The following is a 19,297-nucleotide window of genomic DNA, read 5'->3' as shown; positions in this document are numbered from 1 at the left end:
ACCCAATAGTATTCCTGCAGCACAAGTGAGTGACACAACCGTGATGCCATAACAAACAAAAGCTGATAACATAAAAATATTTATCCATGACAACAACACAACATAAATATGACGCTGTTAAATATAAAACACCAACGGGTTTATAATTAAATTGTAAAGGCTGGAAAGAAAGCATCGAATTTGTAACTTTATATGAAATTTGGGTTATGGAAGTGAAGGACATTATACCAACCGGAAAATTTACTAAAGCACAGCTCGATTTGCTTAAATTATTTTCAAGAGAAATGCCTGAGGAAAATTGGATCGAGATAAAAACGCTCATTTCAAAATATTTCGCAGAAAAGGCTTCAGACGAAATGGATAAACTTTTTGAGGAAAATGGTTGGGGGGAAGAAAAGATTGAAGAATGGAGTAAAGAACATATGCGAACCCCTTACAAATGATAGCAGTAATTGATACGAATGTATTGTTGATGTCTTTACCACGAAAGTCTCCTTATCATTTCATTATTAGAACTTTTAATGAAGGGCAATATAATATAGCATTGACTACAGAGATATTTCTTGAATATGAAGAAATCTTAAAATCAAAAGCGAACGCGGTAACCGCCTTGAACATCTTATCTGCTTTTGTTGAATCTCCTAATATAATTCCAATTGATGTGCATTTTAAATGGAATTTAATTGATGCGGACAAAGATGACAATAAATTTATCGATGCTTATTTAGCATCAGATGCAGATTATCTTGTTACTAACGATGCGCATTTTAATGAAGCAAAAAATTTGAATTTTCCTAAAGTAAATATTGTATCTGCAGATGATTTTTTGCAGATACTTAAATCTTTGTTTGGAAAATAAACTGTTGAATTTATCAAAACATGAATTTGCAAAGGTCAAACTTGTGAGCTTGAGAAATGATATAAAAATATTAAAACAGCAAATCAGTGAAAGATGGATGAATGCCTTTGATGAGTTTAATCAGTTTAAAAAATATGAAGCTGAAGTAGTTGAAGTAAAATATTCCCACGATAACGACGCTTACAATATTCAGGACTATAAAAATGGAAAACTAAAAAGCAATAAGAAGCTGTTTAATAACCCGCCCGGTAATTCATATTGTGAGTTTGGGTTAAATAAAGATAAGCTGCCTGTTATTTCAATTATATTTAAGTCAAACGTTGTGGCGTGGATTGGGTTTTATAAATGGAATAAAAATACTACAGAATACATTGAATTTTGTTACTCAACTAAAGTCCCTTCATCTGTACAAAAAATTTCCATTCATAAAAACAAAAAAAGATTGCAGTCAATAAGTTTGAAAGAAAGAGGCAATTTCCCAATATTCTCAGAATTGAACAAGCAAGAAATTATTGATCGTGTTTTTCAATATCCATATACTTTTCTGGACACAAAAATTTGTGATTATGTAGATGAAAGAATATCTAAAAGTTTTGGAATAGCTTTTGTGCCAGGCATGGGCGAATATGCTTATGAAGATGTGTATAGTTATGATGATAAATCATCCTTAAGTAAAATCGAAAGGTTTACAGAGAATTGGCCTCCTCAATTAATTTACATAAAGCCATCAGGAAAATCAATTGAAAAACTTATTGATGATCTCTCAAACTTATTGGCTGACGCTATTATCAACGCTTTGGATAAAGAAGGCATAGAGGAGCCAATATTTAATGTTCAATTAAACTATCATGCTTTAGATAATTATTGGCCTTATATCGTGATGATTACTGACAAAGAAAAGGGAGACGCTTTATTAAACAAAACTGATTTAATTTTTATTGGTGGTACGCCTGTTGCAAACGAAATATTAAGAAAAATACATCTAAGGAGTTGGATGAGATGTTTGCTGAATTTGATCAATATATACAAATGAAAGAAGATTGGGAAACGGGAGATGATTTATTGATTAAGACTTCAAAATTAATTACTGCAAATAAGTTAAAGGGCAAAGTGCCGGTTTCAGATGATTTCATTGCCTTTGGTACTGACTGGAGTATGGAATATGATATTGAAACGATATTATTAAAATGTGGGGCCGATAAGGATAATGTGAAGCAGTGGAAAAAATTAAACTGGTTTTAGTAAAGCCTCATAGCATTCGTGCTGTACAAGTGAGTGACACAACCGTGACGCCATGAAATACTATCGCCGGTAACATAAAAATATTATCTATGACAACAACAAAACCTGCATACGACGCTATTAAATACAAAACACCAACCGGTTCACAATTGAATTGTAAAGGCTGGGTTCAGGAAGCGGCATTGCGTATGTTGCTGAACAATTTAAATCCCGATGTAGCAGAAAAACCCGACGAACTGATTGTGTATGGCGGCCGTGGTAAAGCAGCACGAAACTTTGAAGCACTGGATAAGATCATCGCCGCATTAAAAATTTTAGAGAATGATGAAAGTCTTTTAATACAAAGTGGAAAACCTGTCGGCATTTTAAAAACGCATGAAAATGCACCGCGTGTTTTAATTTCCAATTCGCAACTCGTTCCCAACTGGGCAAACTGGAAACATTTTGATGAACTGGAAAAAAAAGGCCTGATGATGTTTGGGCAAATGACTGCTGGAAGTTGGATTTACATCGGTTCGCAAGGCATTGTGCAGGGCACTTATGAAACTTATGCAGCCGTTGCTGACAAACACTTTTCCGGTTCTGCTCAAAGCTCACTCCGCCGCGGCGGACAAGGCTCTCTTCGTGGCACACTCAACGTTACTGCCGGTCTTGGCGGCATGGGTGGCGCTCAACCGTTGGCAATAACCATGAATGAAGGTGTTGCGTTGATTGCCGAAGTGGAAGAATGGCGCATTGATAAACGTTTACAAACAAAATATCTTGATGAAAAATATACGGATATTGATGAAGCAATAGATCAGGCTGTACGGTATAAGGCGGAAGGTGTAAGCAAGAGTATTGGCGTGTTATGCAATGCTGTGCATCTTTTGGAAAGATTGATTGAAAGAAATATTATTCCTGATACATTAACCGATCAAACTTCTGCACATGATCCGCTGATTGGTTACTGGCCGCATGAAATGTCATACGAACAGGCAAAAATTTTACGCGAAGAAAATCCTGAACAATATATTGAATATGCATACCGCAGTATGTTTCGCCATGTTGATTTGATGTTGCAACTGATGGATAAAGGCGCCATCACTTTTGATTATGGAAATAACATTCGTGCACGTGCCCGGGAATACATGGAGAAAACAAACTCACAATTCACCACTCAGCATTCACCATTCGATTTTCCCGGCTTTGTACCCGCCTACATCCGTCCTTTATTTTGTGAAGGAAAAGGCCCGTTTAGATGGGCTGCATTAAGCGGCGATCCAAATGATATTGCGGCAACAGATGAAGTGATTGCGAACATGTTTCCTGAAAATAAATCATTGCAGCGCTGGTTAAAACTGGCGAAAGAAAAAATTGCCTTCCAGGGTTTGCCGGCGCGTATATGCTGGCTCGGGCAGGGCGAAAGAGAAAAGGCTGGTCTTGCATTTAACGACCTGGTGAAAACCGGCAGGGTAAAAGCGCCTATCGTTATCGGCCGCGATCATTTAGATACTGGTTCCGTTGCTAGTCCCAACCGCGAAACAGAAGCTATGATGGATGGCAGTGATGCCGTTGCAGACTGGCCTTTATTAAATGCATTATTAAACACGGCAGGTGGTGCAAGCTGGGTTTCACTGCATCATGGCGGTGGCGTGGGCATGGGTTACAGCATTCATGCGGGCATGGTGATTGTTGCTGATGGAACAGATGCAGCAGCAGCGCGGTTAAGCCGTGTGTTAAGAAACGATCCGGGTATTGGTGTGATTCGTCATGCAGATGCGGGCTATGAAGCAGCAAAAGAAACAGCAAAAGCCCATCATTTAGATTTGGATGAACGTTTGAATAACAAGTAAGTTTTTATGTAGTCATGGTTCGGTAATTCTATTAAGCTTCGTTGTGTCACTACCTTGTACTGCATATTTTCATGGCAGCTTTATTTACTGTAACTAATAACATATTTATCAAAATATTATTGTTCCGTTACTACAAACACAATTCTTTGCCGTTCATGAAATCTTACAGGCTGGCCATCGCATGAACCGGGCGTCCATACAGGGGATTTATTCATTAATCTTCTTACTTCTGATCCCGTTCCATAGCCAGGATCTTCGAGCATATTAAGATTTGATACAGAGCTGTCTAAATTCACCGTAAACATAATATCAACGTTGTAAATGCCCGGCGGTGCGCTATTGTCCGCAGGAACCTGCGCATTCAAAGAATGCAATAAAAACTTATTCCATTCTGTATCTGTTGTGTCTCCATTAATACCAGCATGTTTTAATGATGAACAAAATATAGTATCACCATTCTCACCGATTACAAAAGCAGCGCTGTCTTTTCTTTCTGCAAAAGCAGGAAAATGTTTTTTATGCAGTGTTACGAGCACTAACCCATTTTTTGCTTCGTCTTTATCAACATATTCAAGCGCTGCCTTTTTTGAATATACTTCAACTTTTAATACACTGCTGTCTTGAATTTTTAAAAGATCATTGTATGTGGCTGGCTTGTTATTGATACGTATCAGTGCAGTTTGCAGCGATACTTTATCTGAATATTGTATGCTAAGAAATTTCTGAGTTTGGGCAAATGTCGTAATAGTGGCAAAAACACATACTAAAAATAAGAAGGATTTAAGCGGTTTCATTTTGTTTTTATTTTCTCAAACATACAATTTTATAAATATTGCCTGTAACAATAAAGCTGTTTTCAATTATTTATTTTCAACATGATCATAAATCGTTTTTGAAATATCTGCCATTAAACCAATTGCATCTTTTTCATCAGTCCAGTCTTTTGATAAAAGCACCAGCACATATTTTTTGCCATCAGGAAGAAATACAATTCCGCTATCATGCTGAACCGAAATTATAGAGCCTGTTTTATGCGCAACCTTTACATCTTTCGGCAGCTTTGCGGGTATAACGGAATTAAAATGCTGGTTGGAAAGAATATCAATCATAGAATCGCAGGCAGGCTTGCTTACAATTTCTCCATTGGCGATTTTTGAAAAAATCAACATGAGATCATAGGCTGTAGTTGTATTATTCATTCCTTTTTCATAAGCCTTATCGTCTTCCACACCACGCAATACCTGTATATCTTTTGCCCCCATTTCCCGCATTGTTTCATTAGCATTTTCCGCGCCAACAAGGTCAATGATGAGATTGGTTGCAAAATTACTGCTCATAATTATCATGTTGTACATGAGTTGGTAAACCGATCTATTTTCGCCAATATGTTTATACAAATCAAATTCACTGTCATCATCAACACTGAGTGAAAAGCTGCTTTCGTCAACAATGCTTTTAAATTCATTTTTAAGCGTGATGGAATCATTCATTGAAAAATTTCCTGCTTGCACCTGTTTAAACACTTCAATCATAACAGGTGTTTTCATTGTGCTTGCGGCATGAAAATTTTCATGTTCGTTTATCAATATTTCTTCCCCGTTTGAAAGGTTTTTAAAAGCAACGGCATACCGGCCTTTGTGTTTTTCAATTTGCGCCGCTATTTTATCTTTTAACTGCGCGGTTGAATATTTGTGCGTCATACATCCATTGCTTATTAAAATAATTGTTGCAAACAATAACGATCGTAAATATTTCACTATCTGAAATTTTTACCAATATAAGAAGCTGTTTGAATTGTTTGTTTAAAATTTTGAATAACGGCCAGGCGATTAAAAAAGTGCTTTGCCATCACGTTTCAAATACATTATTTTTGAAGAGCCGCAACAATGATTGCTTAGTATTAACCAGAAAGCGGCAACACTTAAGCTTATTCACATCAATCAATAAAAATTCAATTATGTCGAAACAAAACCAGGCATCACGCAGAAGATTCCTGCAACAGATTGGCGCTACAAGCATACTGGCTGCAGCTTCTCCGTTAAGCAGCCTTGCAGCAAAAGAAAAAGCTGAAGAAAGAATATTACATTATGAGAAAAAAATTTCATCTGCGGATAAAATCCGCGTAGGTGTTATTGGTTTTGGCATACAGGGGCATTATGACCTGGCCACTGCTTTGCAGGTGCCCGGTGTTGAACTGGCTGGCATTTGCGATTTATATACCGGCAGGTTGGAAAATGCAAAAGAGTTATACGGAAATGATTTATTTACCACGAGAAATTATAAAGAGCTTTTGGATAAAAGTGATATAGATGCCGTAATAATTGCCACTACTGATTGCTGGCATGCCCACATTACCAAAGATGCATTGGCTAAGGGCAAAGCGATATATTGTGAAAAACCTATGGTGTATAAAATAAGTGAAGGTATGGGCGTAATTGAGGCGCAAAAGAAATATGGTAAAGTATTGCAGGTGGGCAGCCAGCGTGTAAGCAGCATTGGTTTGGCAAAGGCAAAAGAATTATTGGCGGCAGGTGAAATTGGCAAGCTGAATATGGTAAATGCAGTGTACGACAGGCAAAGTGCTATTGGTGCATGGGAATATACAATTCCTGATGATGCAAGCGCCGCAACAACAGATTGGGAACGTTTCATTGAAGTGACAGAAAAAATGCCGTATGATTCCAAAAAGTTTTTCTGGTGGCGTGCTTTTAAAGAAGTAGGCACCGGCGTTGCAGGCGACCTGTTTATTCATTTATTAAGCGGCACACATTTTATGACCAATTCAAAAGGCCCTGCTTCCATTTACAGTACCGGGCAGTTTAGCTATTGGAAAGATGGCCGCAATATGCCTGATGTAATGGCCGGTGTAATGCAATATGCCGATACACCGGAGCACCCTGCATTCCAGTTAACGTTGCAGGTGAATTTTATCAGTGGCACGGGTGGCCAGGAAGAAATCCGCCTCATTGGTTCCGAAGGTGTGATTGATGTGAAAGGAAATAACATTACAGTTCATCACAGCATTATGCCTGAAGCGCCGGGCTTTGGCGGTTACGATTCTGTTTTCACCTTCTCAAAAGATATGCGTGAAAAAATGCAAAAAGAGTACGATGCAAAATGGACGGAGGCGCAAAAGAAACGTCCTAAAAAAGATGATATTGTATTCAAAGCGCCTCAGGGATATAGCGATCATTTGGATCATTTTACCAACTTCTTCGATTCTGTGAGAACAGGGAAACCTGTAGTGGAAGATGCAACATTTGGTTTCAGGGCAGCAGCGCCTGCGCTTGCATGCAATGAAAGCTTTTTTCAGAAAAAGATTATTCAATGGGATCCGGTGAATATGAAGCTGGTGTAACTGATTTTATAAGAGTGGTTCACTTACAGGCTGAGCCACTCTTCAATATCTGCACACATTTTTAAAGAAGATGCATATCAAAAATTGTAAGCGTTTACATTTACTATTCCAATCCCGTTTTCTTTTCTGTATAATTTTTCTTAATTGCATTTAAAGCCTGGATCAGGTTTTCATTCATTGAACTTTCATATTCGAGTGCGGCCTGCTGCTGTGCATTTAAACTTTGATAATAACGCCGTTGCTGTAATAAATCTTTTTCAACAGAAGTAGCAATTTTAGCAGCAAGCTTTGTATCCTCTACGCGCCAGGCAGCTTCCATCATACCAATTGAAATACGGTTATGCATATTGTTGCCGGAAGTCATGCCATAAGGCAGGTTCTCTTCTTTTATCATCTTATCATCATGTTCTAAAATGTTACGGGCTTCTGTTAATTTATTTTCATTGATGAGATCAAGTGCAAGGTCAAGATCAGCTTTACGAATGCCTAATAACTGTGTGCGGTTAATTTCATCATAATACACATTGTTAAGATTTGCATTGCCATAGTTCCATTTCTTATTATCCATAACAAGTGCATAACCTTTTGCCGTATTGATAGATGGATTTTCAACCGGCACCAAACGATAAGCCATGCCTTCGCGGCGCAGGTATTTGTCAAATCCAAGTTTGTTGTATGGCATAGTGAAATAAACAGGGCGCTCCCATTTATTGGCTGCTATTATATTGAGAATAGCAAGATCATTTTTAAGCAAAACATTTTTAGCAGGCAGTTCAAAACGCATGGCATCAGCTACTTTATCATCAGCCTTTACTGTTCCGTTAGTGCGTACCAATGTTGCATCAACGGGCACAGCCAGCTTGCGCACAGGAAAAGTATTAACAGATTCACCACTGCTGCTTTGCACCTGCGCAGATGTATCATCGCTGCCTACCCAATTCTTCATTATATCATATAAATTATAATACCTGTCTTCTGCAAATTGCGGGTTTGGCTGATAAAAAACATAATCCCGTTTATTGCCCTGTACCTGTTGAGACGACCATATTACATCAACGGGATCACTGTTGTTTACTTTATGCCGCAACTCATTTATTTTCCAGTCAGAACCTAATAATGTTGTAATAATGATGCGCACATCAGGCCTTATTCCTTCCACTTCCTGCGCATACCACAAGGGATAAGTATCGTTATCGCCAATACTGAAAAGAATGGCATTGGGCGCAAGGCTTTCAAGATAATCGCGGGCAACATCACGTGCCAGTTGTTTCTTATGCCGGTCATGATCATTCCATTCCTGCACGCCCATCAATATTGGTACAAATAATGAAATTATAAATGCCGCAACAATTATCGCCTGCTTATTCTTTAAAACTTTTAATGCTGAAGGAATGCCTGCTGCTATGAATGCAATAAGCAGAAAGGTTGCAATACCGGTTATAAAAGATGCGGCGGCGCCATAACCTGCAATGGCTATGAAGATGGTTAAGATTAAGCTGATGAGCGCTGCATTGGTCAACACATCTTTTAATAATTTTTTATTGCATGCGGATGCCATCTCTATAAAATATAAAACAGATAAGCCTATCCATATTGCATACACATAAAAAGAACCTGCATAAGCATAATCGCGTTCACGTGGCTGGTAGCCGGGCTGGTTAATGTAAATAACAATGGCAAAGCCTGTCGAAAGGAAAAGCAACATATTCACCAATGCATCGCTGCCCTTTCTTTTCGACTGGTATAATAAACCAATCACACCCAAAACGAATGGCAGCATATACATTACATTATGCCCTTTACTCTTTTGAATGCTGTCAGGCATCATGCTTTGATTACCATATAAAGCATTATCAATAATGGGAATGCCTGTTATCCAGTTGCCGTCTCTTACATTGTTTATAAATGAACCCTGCAGGTCGTTTTGTTTGCCGCTGAAATTCCACATAAAATAGCGGATATACATGTAATAGGTTTGATAACTGAGAAAGAAACGCAGGTTTTCTATAAAGGTTGGATTGCGTTCATAAGTACCATCCTGGCTTTTATTAATGCCGGCGAAGTAAGCATAATAATCTGCATGGTTTTGATCATTCGTCATATCCCACATGCGGGGAAAAACCATTTTATCTTTTGGCAGGAATACATAATCAAAATCTTTACCGACGGGAATGTATGTATGTTCGCCTTTTGAATATTTCATTACTTTATCTGCATAATCAACCGGCTGCGCTGTAAAGTTTTGCCCATATAATAAAGGAAAATCCCCGTATTGATCGCGGCCCAGGTAACCTTCCAGCGCCTGCGGGTTATCAACATTAAACATATCGATTGAAGGATCTGCATTGCTGCGTATCATCGTAGTAATATAAGAGCTGTAACCGATGAGTGTAAATGCAATGCACCATAAAGCAAGCCGCAGATGAGACCATGTTTTCTTTTCAGCATAGCGCAAACCAAACCATATACCAACGGCTACCAGCACAAAGAAAAACGCAAAGCCTGAGAAGAAAGGAAGGTTCAGGTCATTCACAAAAAATATGTCGAATGCACCCGCTGCTTTAATAGAATATTGAATTACGCCTTTAAGAATAATGCCGAATATTACAACACCCAGCACCATGAAAATATATACACCGCCGTATAACTCTCTTTTGTTTTTAGCTGTGCGTTCAACCAGGAACAATAATCCAACAGCGATGATTGAAGCTAAAAAAATAAGGCCTGCAAATGTGTTATCTGTGGGAATGCCTCTTGAAGCATCTGTTGCAGATTGTGCAGCAACCAATGATAAAATAAAGCCTGCGATGCCACCAAATAAAACAATGCGTATAAAATATTTTCTAATAACAGGATATTTAAAAGATGATCTTCTTTTAAAATAATAGATCATTACAATTGCGGGAATACATAACAAACAAAGCAGGTGCACACCAATAGAAATACCAATCAAAAAAGAGATAAGGATGAGCCATTTATCAGCACCCGGTTCATCGGCAACACGTTCCCATTTCAGTGCAGCCCAAAACACAATTGCTGTGAAAAAGGAGCTCATTGCATATACTTCGCCTTCAACAGCGCTGTACCAAAACGAATCGGTGAATGTGCCCGCCAACGCGCCAATAATGCCTGCCGCCATTATACTGCATACCTGGATATTGGTTACAGATTTTGTTGTACCAGGCTGTACAATCTTTTTTGCAAAATGCGTTATCGTCCAGAATAAAAACATAATTGTAAAGCCACTTGCCAAAGCACTCATGATATTAACTGCTTTGGCGGCTGTTAACGGGTTATCGCCAAACAACACAATAAAAATTCTGCCCAGCATAACAAACATCGGCGCACCAGGCGGATGTGGTACCTGCAGTTTATAACAACTGCTTACAAATTCGCCGCAATCCCAAAAACTGCCGCCGGCTTCGCTCGTCATGATGTAAACGGTTGAGGCAAAGGCAAAGATTGCCCAGCCCGTAATATTGTTAATACGGTTATAGTTCATTTGTTTACTGATTTTATGTGTTGCTTCGTTAAGACATAATCATGGCGTTACTATCGTGTTGATAGAAAAGCAGGAGCTGCTGCATGTTAAATATTTAAGCCGAAATATTATTATTACGAGGGCAATTATCAGTCAACCTCTTTCGCCGATTGCCCAGGCAAAGCAAGATGATTATTTGTTTTGCCTGCAGCAATATTACCCGGCTGAATGGTTGAATTATTGAATGATAATTCTTTTCGTTTAAGATCAATATTTATTTCAATAGCGCAACGGTTATTATCAAATGTTGAGTCTATCAAAAAAGTAATTGCGTGGCTGTTTATATGATTGTAACCATTCTTTTCAAGTAATAACCTCAACCTGTCTCTCTCATTTTTTATAGTTGTGATGCTAAAAGGTTTTCCGGTTTGCAATAAACTTTTATCCTGTGCATTTGTTATGAGCTGATTTATGCCGGCATCCTGTATATTATAGGTCAATTCACTCAGCATAAAAGCTTCATCTTTATTGTTTGCCGTATTGGCAATATGCATTTGGCCATCATTCCTGAAAGCCAGCATCATAAAAGCAATTAATGGCAAAACAAATAACATTTTCAGCAAATGCTTTTGCGACGTGCGTGTTTTGTTCATCATATAAATACGTTGTTTAAGTGATGATATTTTAAAACTGTTTGCAATGTTTATGGGAGAATAACCCGTTACCTTTAATAAAAGATATTGATAGCTTTTTCTGTCAGCGCCCTTTTTTAATACTGTATCATCAGCAAGAAATTCAAGGTTTTGTTTAACAGCAATTTTCATCAGCCATGCAAAAGGGTTATACCAGTTGAGCATGCAGATAAATTCAGCAATAATAACATCAATCGTATGGTTTTGTTTTGCATGAACTATTTCATGCTGAATAATATCGTTTAACTCAGCAGGAGTATGCCGGTTCCTGTTTACATAAATATTCCTGCCAAAAGAAAAAGGCATAATATCTACATCGAGGTGATATAGTTTTATATTATCTGCTGCATGAATTAAAACTGCATTGGCAGTTGTTTTCCTGAAAGAAATTAATTGCATGATAAAATGCAAAGCGCAAACAATCATACCGCTTATAAACAAAGTGATCAGCACAACAGGAACAGGGCTATTATTTTCGCCAGGCATATAAGCATTAGCAAAAGCATTCACCGGGATGGAAGGCATGTTATTAAGAATACCAGATGTGCTGATGGTTTGCGGCGTTACAAAGTAATCCAGCTTTAACAATGGAATAATAAATGCAAACAAGCCTGCAGTTAATAAATAAAAGCGGTTGCTTTTATAACTGGTGAGCCTGCTTAATAACAACCAATAAAAAAGCCAGGCTGCTGCATAAACAGCCGTTATTTTTATCATGTATTCAAATAATGTTTGCATACAATTATTTTTTATTGTTTTCAATCATGTTAATAATATCCTGCAGGTCTTTTGATTTTAATTTCTTCTGCTGCACAAAAAAGTTCACCATTTCTTTATAGGAATTATTGAAATAATTTCGGATAAAACCTTGCATGAATGTTTGTTTGTAAGCCTCTTCTGATACATTAGATGAATAGATGTAAGTATTGCCCAACAGGTTACTGGTGACAAACCCTTTTTTTTCAAGGTTTTTAATAGTAGAAGCAATGGTGGTATATGGAGGCTTAGGGTCAGGAAATTCCTGTAAGAAAGTTTTTACCGAACCTTCGCCATATTGCCATATCACCTTCATTAATTCTTCTTCCTGCAATGAGAGTTTTTCCATCTACGAATTTTTCGTAAAACTACGAAAGTTTCGTAAAAAACAAAGTTTTATTTGGCCTTGCAGGTTAGCCGATATCATTTTAGCAATAATTAAACAATTCATAGTTGAGTATTATTACAGGCAAACAAAGCAGTTATTTAAAATGATCATATTATAATAATCAGTCCCTGATTATTATAGCTGATAATACCGTGGCTGCTATTAAAAAAGAGGCTTTGTATATTTACCAAAACATAAAGATCATGAAAGCTTTTTTAGGAATGGGTTTACTGGGCTCCAATTTCGTTAAAGCTATGCTGCAAAAAGGCGAAGCCGTGCAGATATGGAACCGCACTGCATCAAAAGCAAAAGCGCTGGAAACATTTGGCGCCAAAGCATTTGATGATGTAAGTGAAGCTGTGAAAGATGCGGATGTTATTCATCTTACGCTTAAAGATGATGCGGCGGTTGATGAAGTATTGAAAAATGCATCCGGTGGATTGAAAGCGGGCGCTGCAATTATAGATCATACAACTACTTCTGCAAAAGGTGCTATAGAACGAACCAATGCATGGAAGGCAAAGGGCTTTACCTATTTGCATGCGCCTGTTTTTATGGGCCCGAAAAATGCATTGGAAGGGTCCGGCGTTATGCTGGTATCTGGCAACCAGGATATAATAAAAAAGTTTCAGCCGGAACTATCTGCCATGACCGGCACGCTGCTTAACCTTGGAGATATAGAAGGCAAAGCAGCAGGTATAAAATTAACCGGCAACCTGTTCCTCTTAAGTTTAACCGCAGGCCTTGCCGATGCATTAGCACTTGCCAAAGCACATGATATTACCGCTGATGAAATACAAAATTTGTTTAGTGTATGGAATCCCGGCGCGGGTGCGCCTGCAAGATTAAAGAAGATCACATCAGGCACATTTAGCCAGCCTTCATGGGAATTAAACATGGCGCGTAAAGATGCAGGCTTAATGATGAATGCCGCTGATGAAGCAGGTTCCAGATTAATAACTACACCGGCTATTGCAGCAGTGATGGATGAATGGATAGCCAAAGGCCACGGCAATGATGACTGGAGTGTAATAGCAAAGAATAATATTTAATTTAAGATTGTATTATAGTTTCGATTAAGAAGATATCAATTAATGGAAAGATAGCATATCCCAACCTGCTGGCGGGCCATAACTCATTCGCTCATATTTAAATCTTCTTTGTTCAATTCAACAGGCTCATCAAATTCTTTGTTGCAGTTAAAGCAACGCCATGTTTGTTTAATGCCGATAGCATAACTGCCCATCAGCCAGGTAAGTATTGAACTTATTATGTTACCCGTTTTGCGGGAAGACGTTATGTACTCGATATTATGGCTGCTGCAATAAGGACAGGCAAAACTCTTACGCTTTATTTCTTTAAGCTCATTCAATATTTTGTTTGCGTCATCAATATCATTTTTATTAATCATGAGCTTTATGCCTCCCAGCGCATTGCCAAGCATTGGTGCAAGTGTTATGGTGTCTTCGTCTTTAAGCCAGCATTTTATGCCTGCTTCTTCCAGCCTGCCCATCATTAAATGCGCATCAATGTAATTATCGAATGTTTCAAGAATTATAAAATCCATAATGCTGCTTTATCATAAAACTATACAATATATCTGCAATCGCATTTCTGCCTGTTCATTTCAATCATTAAATTGCCACGGTGAAAATTTTTCTTATTGGTTTAATGGGCAGCGGCAAAAGCTACTGGGCAAATAAAGCGGGCAAAGCGCTTGGCATTCCTGCATTTGATTTAGATAAAGAAATTGAGAAAGCGGAAGGCAAAACGATAGCTGAAATATTTGCTGAAAAAGGTGAAAATTACTTTCGTTTAAAAGAAAATGAAATACTGAAAAGTTTTGCAGATAAAAAAGATTTCATACTGGCAACCGGCGGGGGAGCGCCTTGTTTTCATGATAATATGGAATGGATGAATGTGAATGGCATTACCATCTGGATTGATGAACCGCTTGCTGTGATTGCTGCACGGTTACAGGAAGAAAAATCACACCGTCCTTTAATTGCGAATGTGGCTGATGAAAACCTTGAGAATTTTTTTTATGAAATGCGTGAGAAAAGAAAACCTTTTTATTCAAAAGCCAAATATCATTTAAACAGCGGCCATCTTACAGAAAAACATTTTATTGAAATACTTTCGCTGCATGAATAAAACTTACTTGATAATAGCGGCAGCTTTAGGCGCACTATCAGTTATACTTGGTGCTTTTGGGGCGCATGGTTTAAAGGGCCGCATGGAGCCTGATGCATTGGATATTTTCGAAACAGCCGTTAAATACCAGTTCTATCATGTATTTGCGCTGCTTGCAGTGGCCATCATCAGCCAGTTTATTCCTGGTAATTTATTAACCTGGAGCGGCCGGTGCTTTATTGCCGGTGTTATACTTTTTTCCGGCTCGCTGTATTTACTTTCTTATTTTAAAATGATTGGCAATACACAAATGAACTGGCTTGGTGCTATAACGCCAATCGGCGGCCTTTGTTTTATTGCAGGCTGGCTGTTGCTGGTTATTGCAGCGATAAAGAATTAATGTTGTGAGCGGTGAAACGTGAATCGTCAAACGCCAAACGTGAATTTCTTTCGACTTCGCTCAATAATAGTCTTCGGCTCCGCTCAGACTATTATAAAGCATTTATTCAATACTTTTACATCAGCAATTTTTTTTGTTTAATTCCTTAACGGTCTTTCATGCAGCATAAAACACATTACGACACAGTTTCAAAAGCTATTGAAGCATTGCGTCAGCAGGGTTTTACAACCGATTTTAATATTGAAGAAAATGTGCTGGCCTGTATTGAAGGTAAATTTGCAGCCAGCGATTTTGATATCGTTGATGTTTACAGGTATGAAGGAATTTCTGATCCTGCCGATGAAGCTGCTGTATATGCTATTAAATCTTCCAGCGGTGTGAAAGGTATTTTAGTAACTGCTTATGGCGCTTCTGCTGATATTTCAGATGCGGAATTGCTTGAAAAACTTAGCAAGGCATAACTTTCAGCAATGTAATTCCTTTCGAAGTTTGCAAACGTTTTCAGCTATTATTTTTACAGCATATTCAACCTGTTCATCATCGGTAAACCTTCCCAAACCAAAACGCAGTGAATTATTAGCCCGCTCATCGCCCATACCTAAAGCTTTTAAAACATAAGATGGTTCCACCAATGCAGAAGTACAGGCCGAACCTGATGAAGCAGCTATACTTTTGCTGAAACCGGTTAATAAGCGATTGGCAGAAACGCCTTCAAAATAAAGATTGGTAACATGCGGCAAACGTTGTTGTGCATTTCCGTTTATAAAAACATTATCCAGTTGCATCAAAGCATTTTCGAAACGATTTCTTAATGCATATAAACGTTCAGTTTCATTATTCATTTCCATTATACTTAATTCGCACGCTTTACCAAAGCCAACGATGGCAGGTACATTCAGTGTGCCGCTGCGCATATTATTTTCATGCCCACCGCCATCCATTTGCGCTATAATTTTTGCCCGCGGGTCTTTACGCCGCACATACAAAGCGCCAACGCCTTTCGGGCCATACATTTTGTGTGCGGAGAAGGAGAGGAGGCTTATATCGTCTTTTATTACATCAACCGGGATTTTACCTGCAGCCTGTGCAGCATCGCAGAAAAATAAAATATTATGTTTCCTCGCAATGGCTGCAATTTTTTGTATGGGCTGAATAACGCCAATCTCATTATTGGCATACATCACAGCAATTAAAATAGTGGAGGGTTTAATATTACTTTCAAGTTCATCAATGTTAATAAGGCCTTCGTTGTTTACAGAAAGATGGGTTATAACAGCGCCAAGTTTTTCCAAATGTTTGCAGGTATCTAAAACAGCTTTGTGTTCTGTAGCAACCGTTATGATGTGGTTGCCTTTGCTGTTATAAGCCTCATAAACGCCTTTAAGCGCAAGGTTAACGCTTTCCGTTGCGCCCGAAGTAAATACAATCTCTTTCGGATGCGCGTTAATCAGCGATGCAAGCTGTTGCCGCGCCTGTTCCACTGCTTCAGACGCAGCCCATCCAAATGCATGGGTGCGGCTGGCGGCATTTCCAAATTGCTGTGTAAAATAAGGCAGCATTGCTTCCAGTACACGCGGGTCAACAGGCGTGGTGGAATTATTATCCAGGTAAACAGGTAACTGCATTGCTGCAAGTTACTACCCATTTATAAAATGTAAAGGCGTCCGCACCTTAATGCCGGACGCCTTTAACTGTAGGCCTCTGCCCGTTGCAGATATGTTGAAATTATTTTTGAGGTTTTAACAATGCCCCCCTTATTTCACCATCGCCGTATGTAGACGTGCTTACGTTTACATACCAGCCATAACTGAGCAAAGACGCTTCATATTGCTGGTCGATGGTTAAATAACCTGAAACACCATTGCCTGAAAAGCTATTCGTTACAGGCATGTTAATAAAGCCGCCATTTCCATCAGGCGCCTGGAAATTAATGATTGAAGGAGTGCCGGTTAACCCATCCCATGTAATGGTGTATGCAAGCTGGTTCTTGATTGAATCGTAAGTGGCATTGCATGTGCCGGTTCCTGTTACACTGTTTGAAGGCATGGCCTGTGTTCCATCAAGCGCTGCAACATAAGAGAAAATATAATCCTCTATATCATCTTTTTTACAGGAACCAAAACTTACAAATGTCATCAACACAATTAAAGCATACATTAAAATGCCTGCACGTTGTTTTACTTTATTCATAGTTATTGTTTAACATTACTGTGAAAGGCGCAAGATAAGAGCCAATCGTAATTTTTAGTAAAACATGCAGGCAAATAACGAGCCATTTGCTGCAGCCGGGCTGAAAAAATTGCATGTGGCGGTACTGATCTGCAGGCTAATGATTCTGATAAAATTTTAGTTCCGGTATCTTATTATTTATAAAACTTCCAGTTAGCCTTATAATCTTTTGTAAGCGGCAGGTTTTCCAGTATAGCCCTTTCCATTTCTATCGGCATGGTATTCTGATGAATGAATGCATCATGAAAATCTTTAAAACTCATTTTCTTTGTATCAACCAGTTCTCTTTTTAACTGCATTATCTGCAGCCCGCCGATCATATAACCTATTTGATACAATGGATCGTAACCGCCTTCAAAAGAACGGCGCACTTCACCCTCTGCATTGGCGCGTTCATGGCCCACGCTGTCAACCAAAAAATCAATACATTCCTGCGGGCTCCATTTGCCGGTGTGATAGTTGATGGAAAAGATAATTCTTGCGCAACGGTGCATGCGCCAGAACAGCATGCCCACGCGGTCTTCAGGCGATTGCGGGAAACCAAGGTCCCATAAAAGCATCTCCCAATATAAAGACCAGCCTTCAATCCAGAATGATGTATTGAACTGGCGGCGGTATGGTTTATAACGGCTCATCATATAAAATTCAAGCCTGTGCCCCGCAATCAGTTCGTGGTGCACGGTAGCCCTGGAAAAGTGCGGGTTATTGCCGCGCATGCTCATCATTTTATCTTCTTCACTCATTTCATTTGTGGGGTAAGAAATAATAAGTTCTTCACCGCCTAAAAAGAAAGGGTTAACACGCTGGTCTTCGGGCGACATCATGCTCATGCGCCATGTTTCTTCTGCCAGCGGCGGAATGGTTATTAAATTATGCTGCTTGATAAAATCAACAGACTCGTTATATAATTTAAACATGGCAGCCGGCTGCTGGCCTGGCGGTACATAAGTTTGTTTTACTTTCTCCAGGGCAGCTTTCCAGTTATTGCCAAACCCCATTTCATTACTCGCTTTCAGCATTTCCTTCATGCACCATTCATATTCTTTATGAGCAATATCAATCAGTTCATCCGGTGTATAATCAATCATTTCATATTTAAGCCCGCGCATCAATCCATCCAAACCTATGGGGTTGCCTTTTATACCGCTGCTATCTTTTTTAGGCGGCAATAAACTTTTCTCTTTTGCTTTAATATCTTTTACATACACGTTCAGCAAACTATCGGTTATCTTATATGGTTGCGGTATCCACCAGGTAAACATCGGGTCGTAACCATAATAAAATTTGTAAATACTTTTTAATGCATCGCGCAAACCATCAATTGTTCCTGCGGCACGTTCACCTAAATAAAAAGGAATGGATGATTGTTGTGCTAATTGTTGCCGCAACGATTGAATTTGTTTGCCCCAATCATTCAAGCCGGCGGCCAGCTTTTCTGCATCCGGCACGGCGCCGCGCCTGCGCAGCTTTTCATAGGCATAAATACTATCGGCAAAAGGGAACCATTGTTTTACGGAATCATATTCTTTCGCTTCTTTCTCAAGCTGGTATTGTTCTTCGTGCAAGTCACGGTTAAAGAGTATATAATCTGCTTTTGTGCCGGTGTTGAGTTTATCAAAATCAAGCTTGCCTAATTTATTTATATATTCATTCACGGTTGACAATAACCTTTGCCTTCCCTCCGGTGAATTTTCAATAACATAAAAGCGTGAAAGATTACGGTAGTCTGCATTGTATTGCACCATGATATCATTTACTTCACTTGTTTGCTGGTATAATGCTGGTTCCGGTGCAGGCTGCGCCAAAACCTGCGTGATGCATAGAAGCGATAAGCAACTGCATACAAAAGATTTTACAGGATAATTTTTCACGTGCATGATAGTTTTAATGATGTGTGAATTTAAAAAGTAATGGGTGATAAGTT

19 protein-coding genes are annotated in these 19,297 nt (G+C 38.8%); 10 read left to right on the top strand and 9 right to left on the bottom strand.

Going from position 1 to position 19,297, the window contains the following annotated elements:
• Positions 1-206: 206 nt before the first annotated feature.
• The 5 genes from BM015_RS11235 to hutU all read left to right on the top strand — a co-directional run bounded on the left by BM015_RS11235 (position 207) and on the right by hutU (position 3,936).
• Positions 207-443 carry a hypothetical protein gene (locus tag BM015_RS11235; RefSeq protein WP_090658376.1) on the top strand — a complete coding sequence of 79 codons (237 nt, stop codon included), beginning with the start codon at positions 207-209 and terminating at the stop codon, positions 441-443.
• Positions 440-859, top strand: coding sequence for a putative toxin-antitoxin system toxin component, PIN family (locus BM015_RS11230; RefSeq protein WP_090658372.1), 420 nt, complete (start codon positions 440-442; stop codon positions 857-859). The genes BM015_RS11235 and BM015_RS11230 overlap by 4 nt, the downstream gene beginning before the upstream one ends.
• A complete protein-coding gene (locus BM015_RS11225) occupies positions 849-1,892 on the top strand; it encodes a hypothetical protein (RefSeq protein ID WP_090658370.1) in 1,044 nt (347 codons plus the stop codon). Before BM015_RS11230 ends, BM015_RS11225 begins: the two co-directional genes overlap by 11 nt.
• Positions 1,889-2,101 (top strand): hypothetical protein, encoded by a 213-nt coding sequence (locus BM015_RS11220; RefSeq protein WP_143075829.1) that lies wholly within the window; start codon positions 1,889-1,891, stop codon positions 2,099-2,101. The genes BM015_RS11225 and BM015_RS11220 overlap by 4 nt, the downstream gene beginning before the upstream one ends.
• 89 nt (positions 2,102-2,190) lie before the next feature.
• A complete protein-coding gene (gene hutU, locus BM015_RS11215; protein ID WP_090658366.1) occupies positions 2,191-3,936 on the top strand; it encodes a urocanate hydratase in 1,746 nt (581 codons plus the stop codon).
• Between the two features lie 116 nt (positions 3,937-4,052).
• Here the strand turns inward: hutU and BM015_RS11210 are convergent, their stop codons facing one another.
• A complete protein-coding gene (locus BM015_RS11210; protein ID WP_090658364.1) occupies positions 4,053-4,730 on the bottom strand; it encodes a hypothetical protein in 678 nt (225 codons plus the stop codon).
• 66 nt (positions 4,731-4,796) lie between these two features.
• The gene (locus tag BM015_RS11205; RefSeq protein ID WP_245751371.1) at positions 4,797-5,693 is read right to left on the bottom strand and encodes a serine hydrolase; all 897 of its coding nucleotides are present in this window, start codon (positions 5,691-5,693) and stop codon (positions 4,797-4,799) included.
• Between the two features lie 200 nt (positions 5,694-5,893).
• Here BM015_RS11205 and BM015_RS11200 point away from each other — a divergent pair, with 200 nt between their 5' ends.
• Positions 5,894-7,294 carry a Gfo/Idh/MocA family protein gene (locus BM015_RS11200; RefSeq protein WP_090658790.1) on the top strand — a complete coding sequence of 467 codons (1,401 nt, stop codon included), beginning with the start codon at positions 5,894-5,896 and terminating at the stop codon, positions 7,292-7,294.
• Between the two features lie 103 nt (positions 7,295-7,397).
• Here the strand turns inward: BM015_RS11200 and BM015_RS11195 are convergent, their stop codons facing one another.
• The 3 genes from BM015_RS11195 to BM015_RS11185 form a co-directional block, all read right to left on the bottom strand.
• Positions 7,398-10,796: a glycosyltransferase family 117 protein gene (locus tag BM015_RS11195; RefSeq protein ID WP_090658360.1), complete on the bottom strand. Its 3,399-nt coding sequence runs from the start codon at positions 10,794-10,796 to the stop codon at positions 7,398-7,400.
• A gap of 128 nt (positions 10,797-10,924) precedes the next feature.
• Positions 10,925-12,205 carry a M56 family metallopeptidase gene (locus tag BM015_RS11190; RefSeq protein WP_143075828.1) on the bottom strand — a complete coding sequence of 427 codons (1,281 nt, stop codon included), beginning with the start codon at positions 12,203-12,205 and terminating at the stop codon, positions 10,925-10,927.
• 4 nt (positions 12,206-12,209) lie between these two features.
• Positions 12,210-12,572 carry a BlaI/MecI/CopY family transcriptional regulator gene (locus BM015_RS11185; RefSeq protein ID WP_090658356.1) on the bottom strand — a complete coding sequence of 121 codons (363 nt, stop codon included), beginning with the start codon at positions 12,570-12,572 and terminating at the stop codon, positions 12,210-12,212.
• Between the two features lie 242 nt (positions 12,573-12,814).
• Between BM015_RS11185 and BM015_RS11180 the strand changes: the two genes are divergently transcribed.
• Positions 12,815-13,663, top strand: a complete 849-nt coding sequence (locus tag BM015_RS11180) for an NAD(P)-dependent oxidoreductase (RefSeq protein WP_090658788.1) — start codon at positions 12,815-12,817, stop codon at positions 13,661-13,663.
• 83 nt (positions 13,664-13,746) lie between these two features.
• Here BM015_RS11180 and BM015_RS11175 read toward each other — a convergent pair whose 3' ends face one another.
• Positions 13,747-14,178 carry a putative signal transducing protein gene (locus tag BM015_RS11175; RefSeq protein ID WP_090658354.1) on the bottom strand — a complete coding sequence of 144 codons (432 nt, stop codon included), beginning with the start codon at positions 14,176-14,178 and terminating at the stop codon, positions 13,747-13,749.
• Between the two features lie 80 nt (positions 14,179-14,258).
• On the opposite strand from BM015_RS11175, the gene BM015_RS11170 reads away from it, so the two are divergent.
• The 3 genes from BM015_RS11170 to BM015_RS11160 all read left to right on the top strand — a co-directional run bounded on the left by BM015_RS11170 (position 14,259) and on the right by BM015_RS11160 (position 15,605).
• Positions 14,259-14,765 carry a shikimate kinase gene (locus BM015_RS11170; RefSeq protein WP_143075827.1) on the top strand — a complete coding sequence of 169 codons (507 nt, stop codon included), beginning with the start codon at positions 14,259-14,261 and terminating at the stop codon, positions 14,763-14,765.
• The gene (locus tag BM015_RS11165) at positions 14,758-15,144 is read left to right on the top strand and encodes a DUF423 domain-containing protein (RefSeq protein ID WP_090658349.1); all 387 of its coding nucleotides are present in this window, start codon (positions 14,758-14,760) and stop codon (positions 15,142-15,144) included. The genes BM015_RS11170 and BM015_RS11165 overlap by 8 nt, the downstream gene beginning before the upstream one ends.
• Positions 15,145-15,302: 158 nt before the next feature.
• Positions 15,303-15,605 carry a hypothetical protein gene (locus BM015_RS11160; protein WP_090658347.1) on the top strand — a complete coding sequence of 101 codons (303 nt, stop codon included), beginning with the start codon at positions 15,303-15,305 and terminating at the stop codon, positions 15,603-15,605.
• Positions 15,606-15,608: 3 nt separating this feature from the next.
• On the opposite strand, the gene BM015_RS11155 is transcribed toward BM015_RS11160, so the two are convergent.
• From BM015_RS11155 to BM015_RS11145, 3 genes are all read right to left on the bottom strand, one after another.
• Entirely contained in the window at positions 15,609-16,769 is a 1,161-nt protein-coding gene (locus tag BM015_RS11155) for a cysteine desulfurase family protein (protein WP_090658345.1), read from the bottom strand.
• Between the two features lie 100 nt (positions 16,770-16,869).
• On the bottom strand, positions 16,870-17,334 hold the full coding sequence (locus BM015_RS11150; protein ID WP_090658343.1) for a CHRD domain-containing protein: 465 nt from the start codon (positions 17,332-17,334) through the stop codon (positions 16,870-16,872).
• Positions 17,335-17,507: 173 nt separating this feature from the next.
• A complete protein-coding gene (locus tag BM015_RS11145; protein ID WP_245751370.1) occupies positions 17,508-19,244 on the bottom strand; it encodes a DUF885 family protein in 1,737 nt (578 codons plus the stop codon).
• Positions 19,245-19,297: the final 53 nt, after the last annotated feature.

Origin of the sequence: Parafilimonas terrae, from assembly GCF_900115755.1 — a bacterium.
Classification (GTDB): domain Bacteria; phylum Bacteroidota; class Bacteroidia; order Chitinophagales; family Chitinophagaceae; genus Parafilimonas; species Parafilimonas terrae.
The sequence above is the reverse complement of the archived record's forward strand: the minus strand, read 5'-3'. Positions and strand labels throughout refer to the sequence as shown.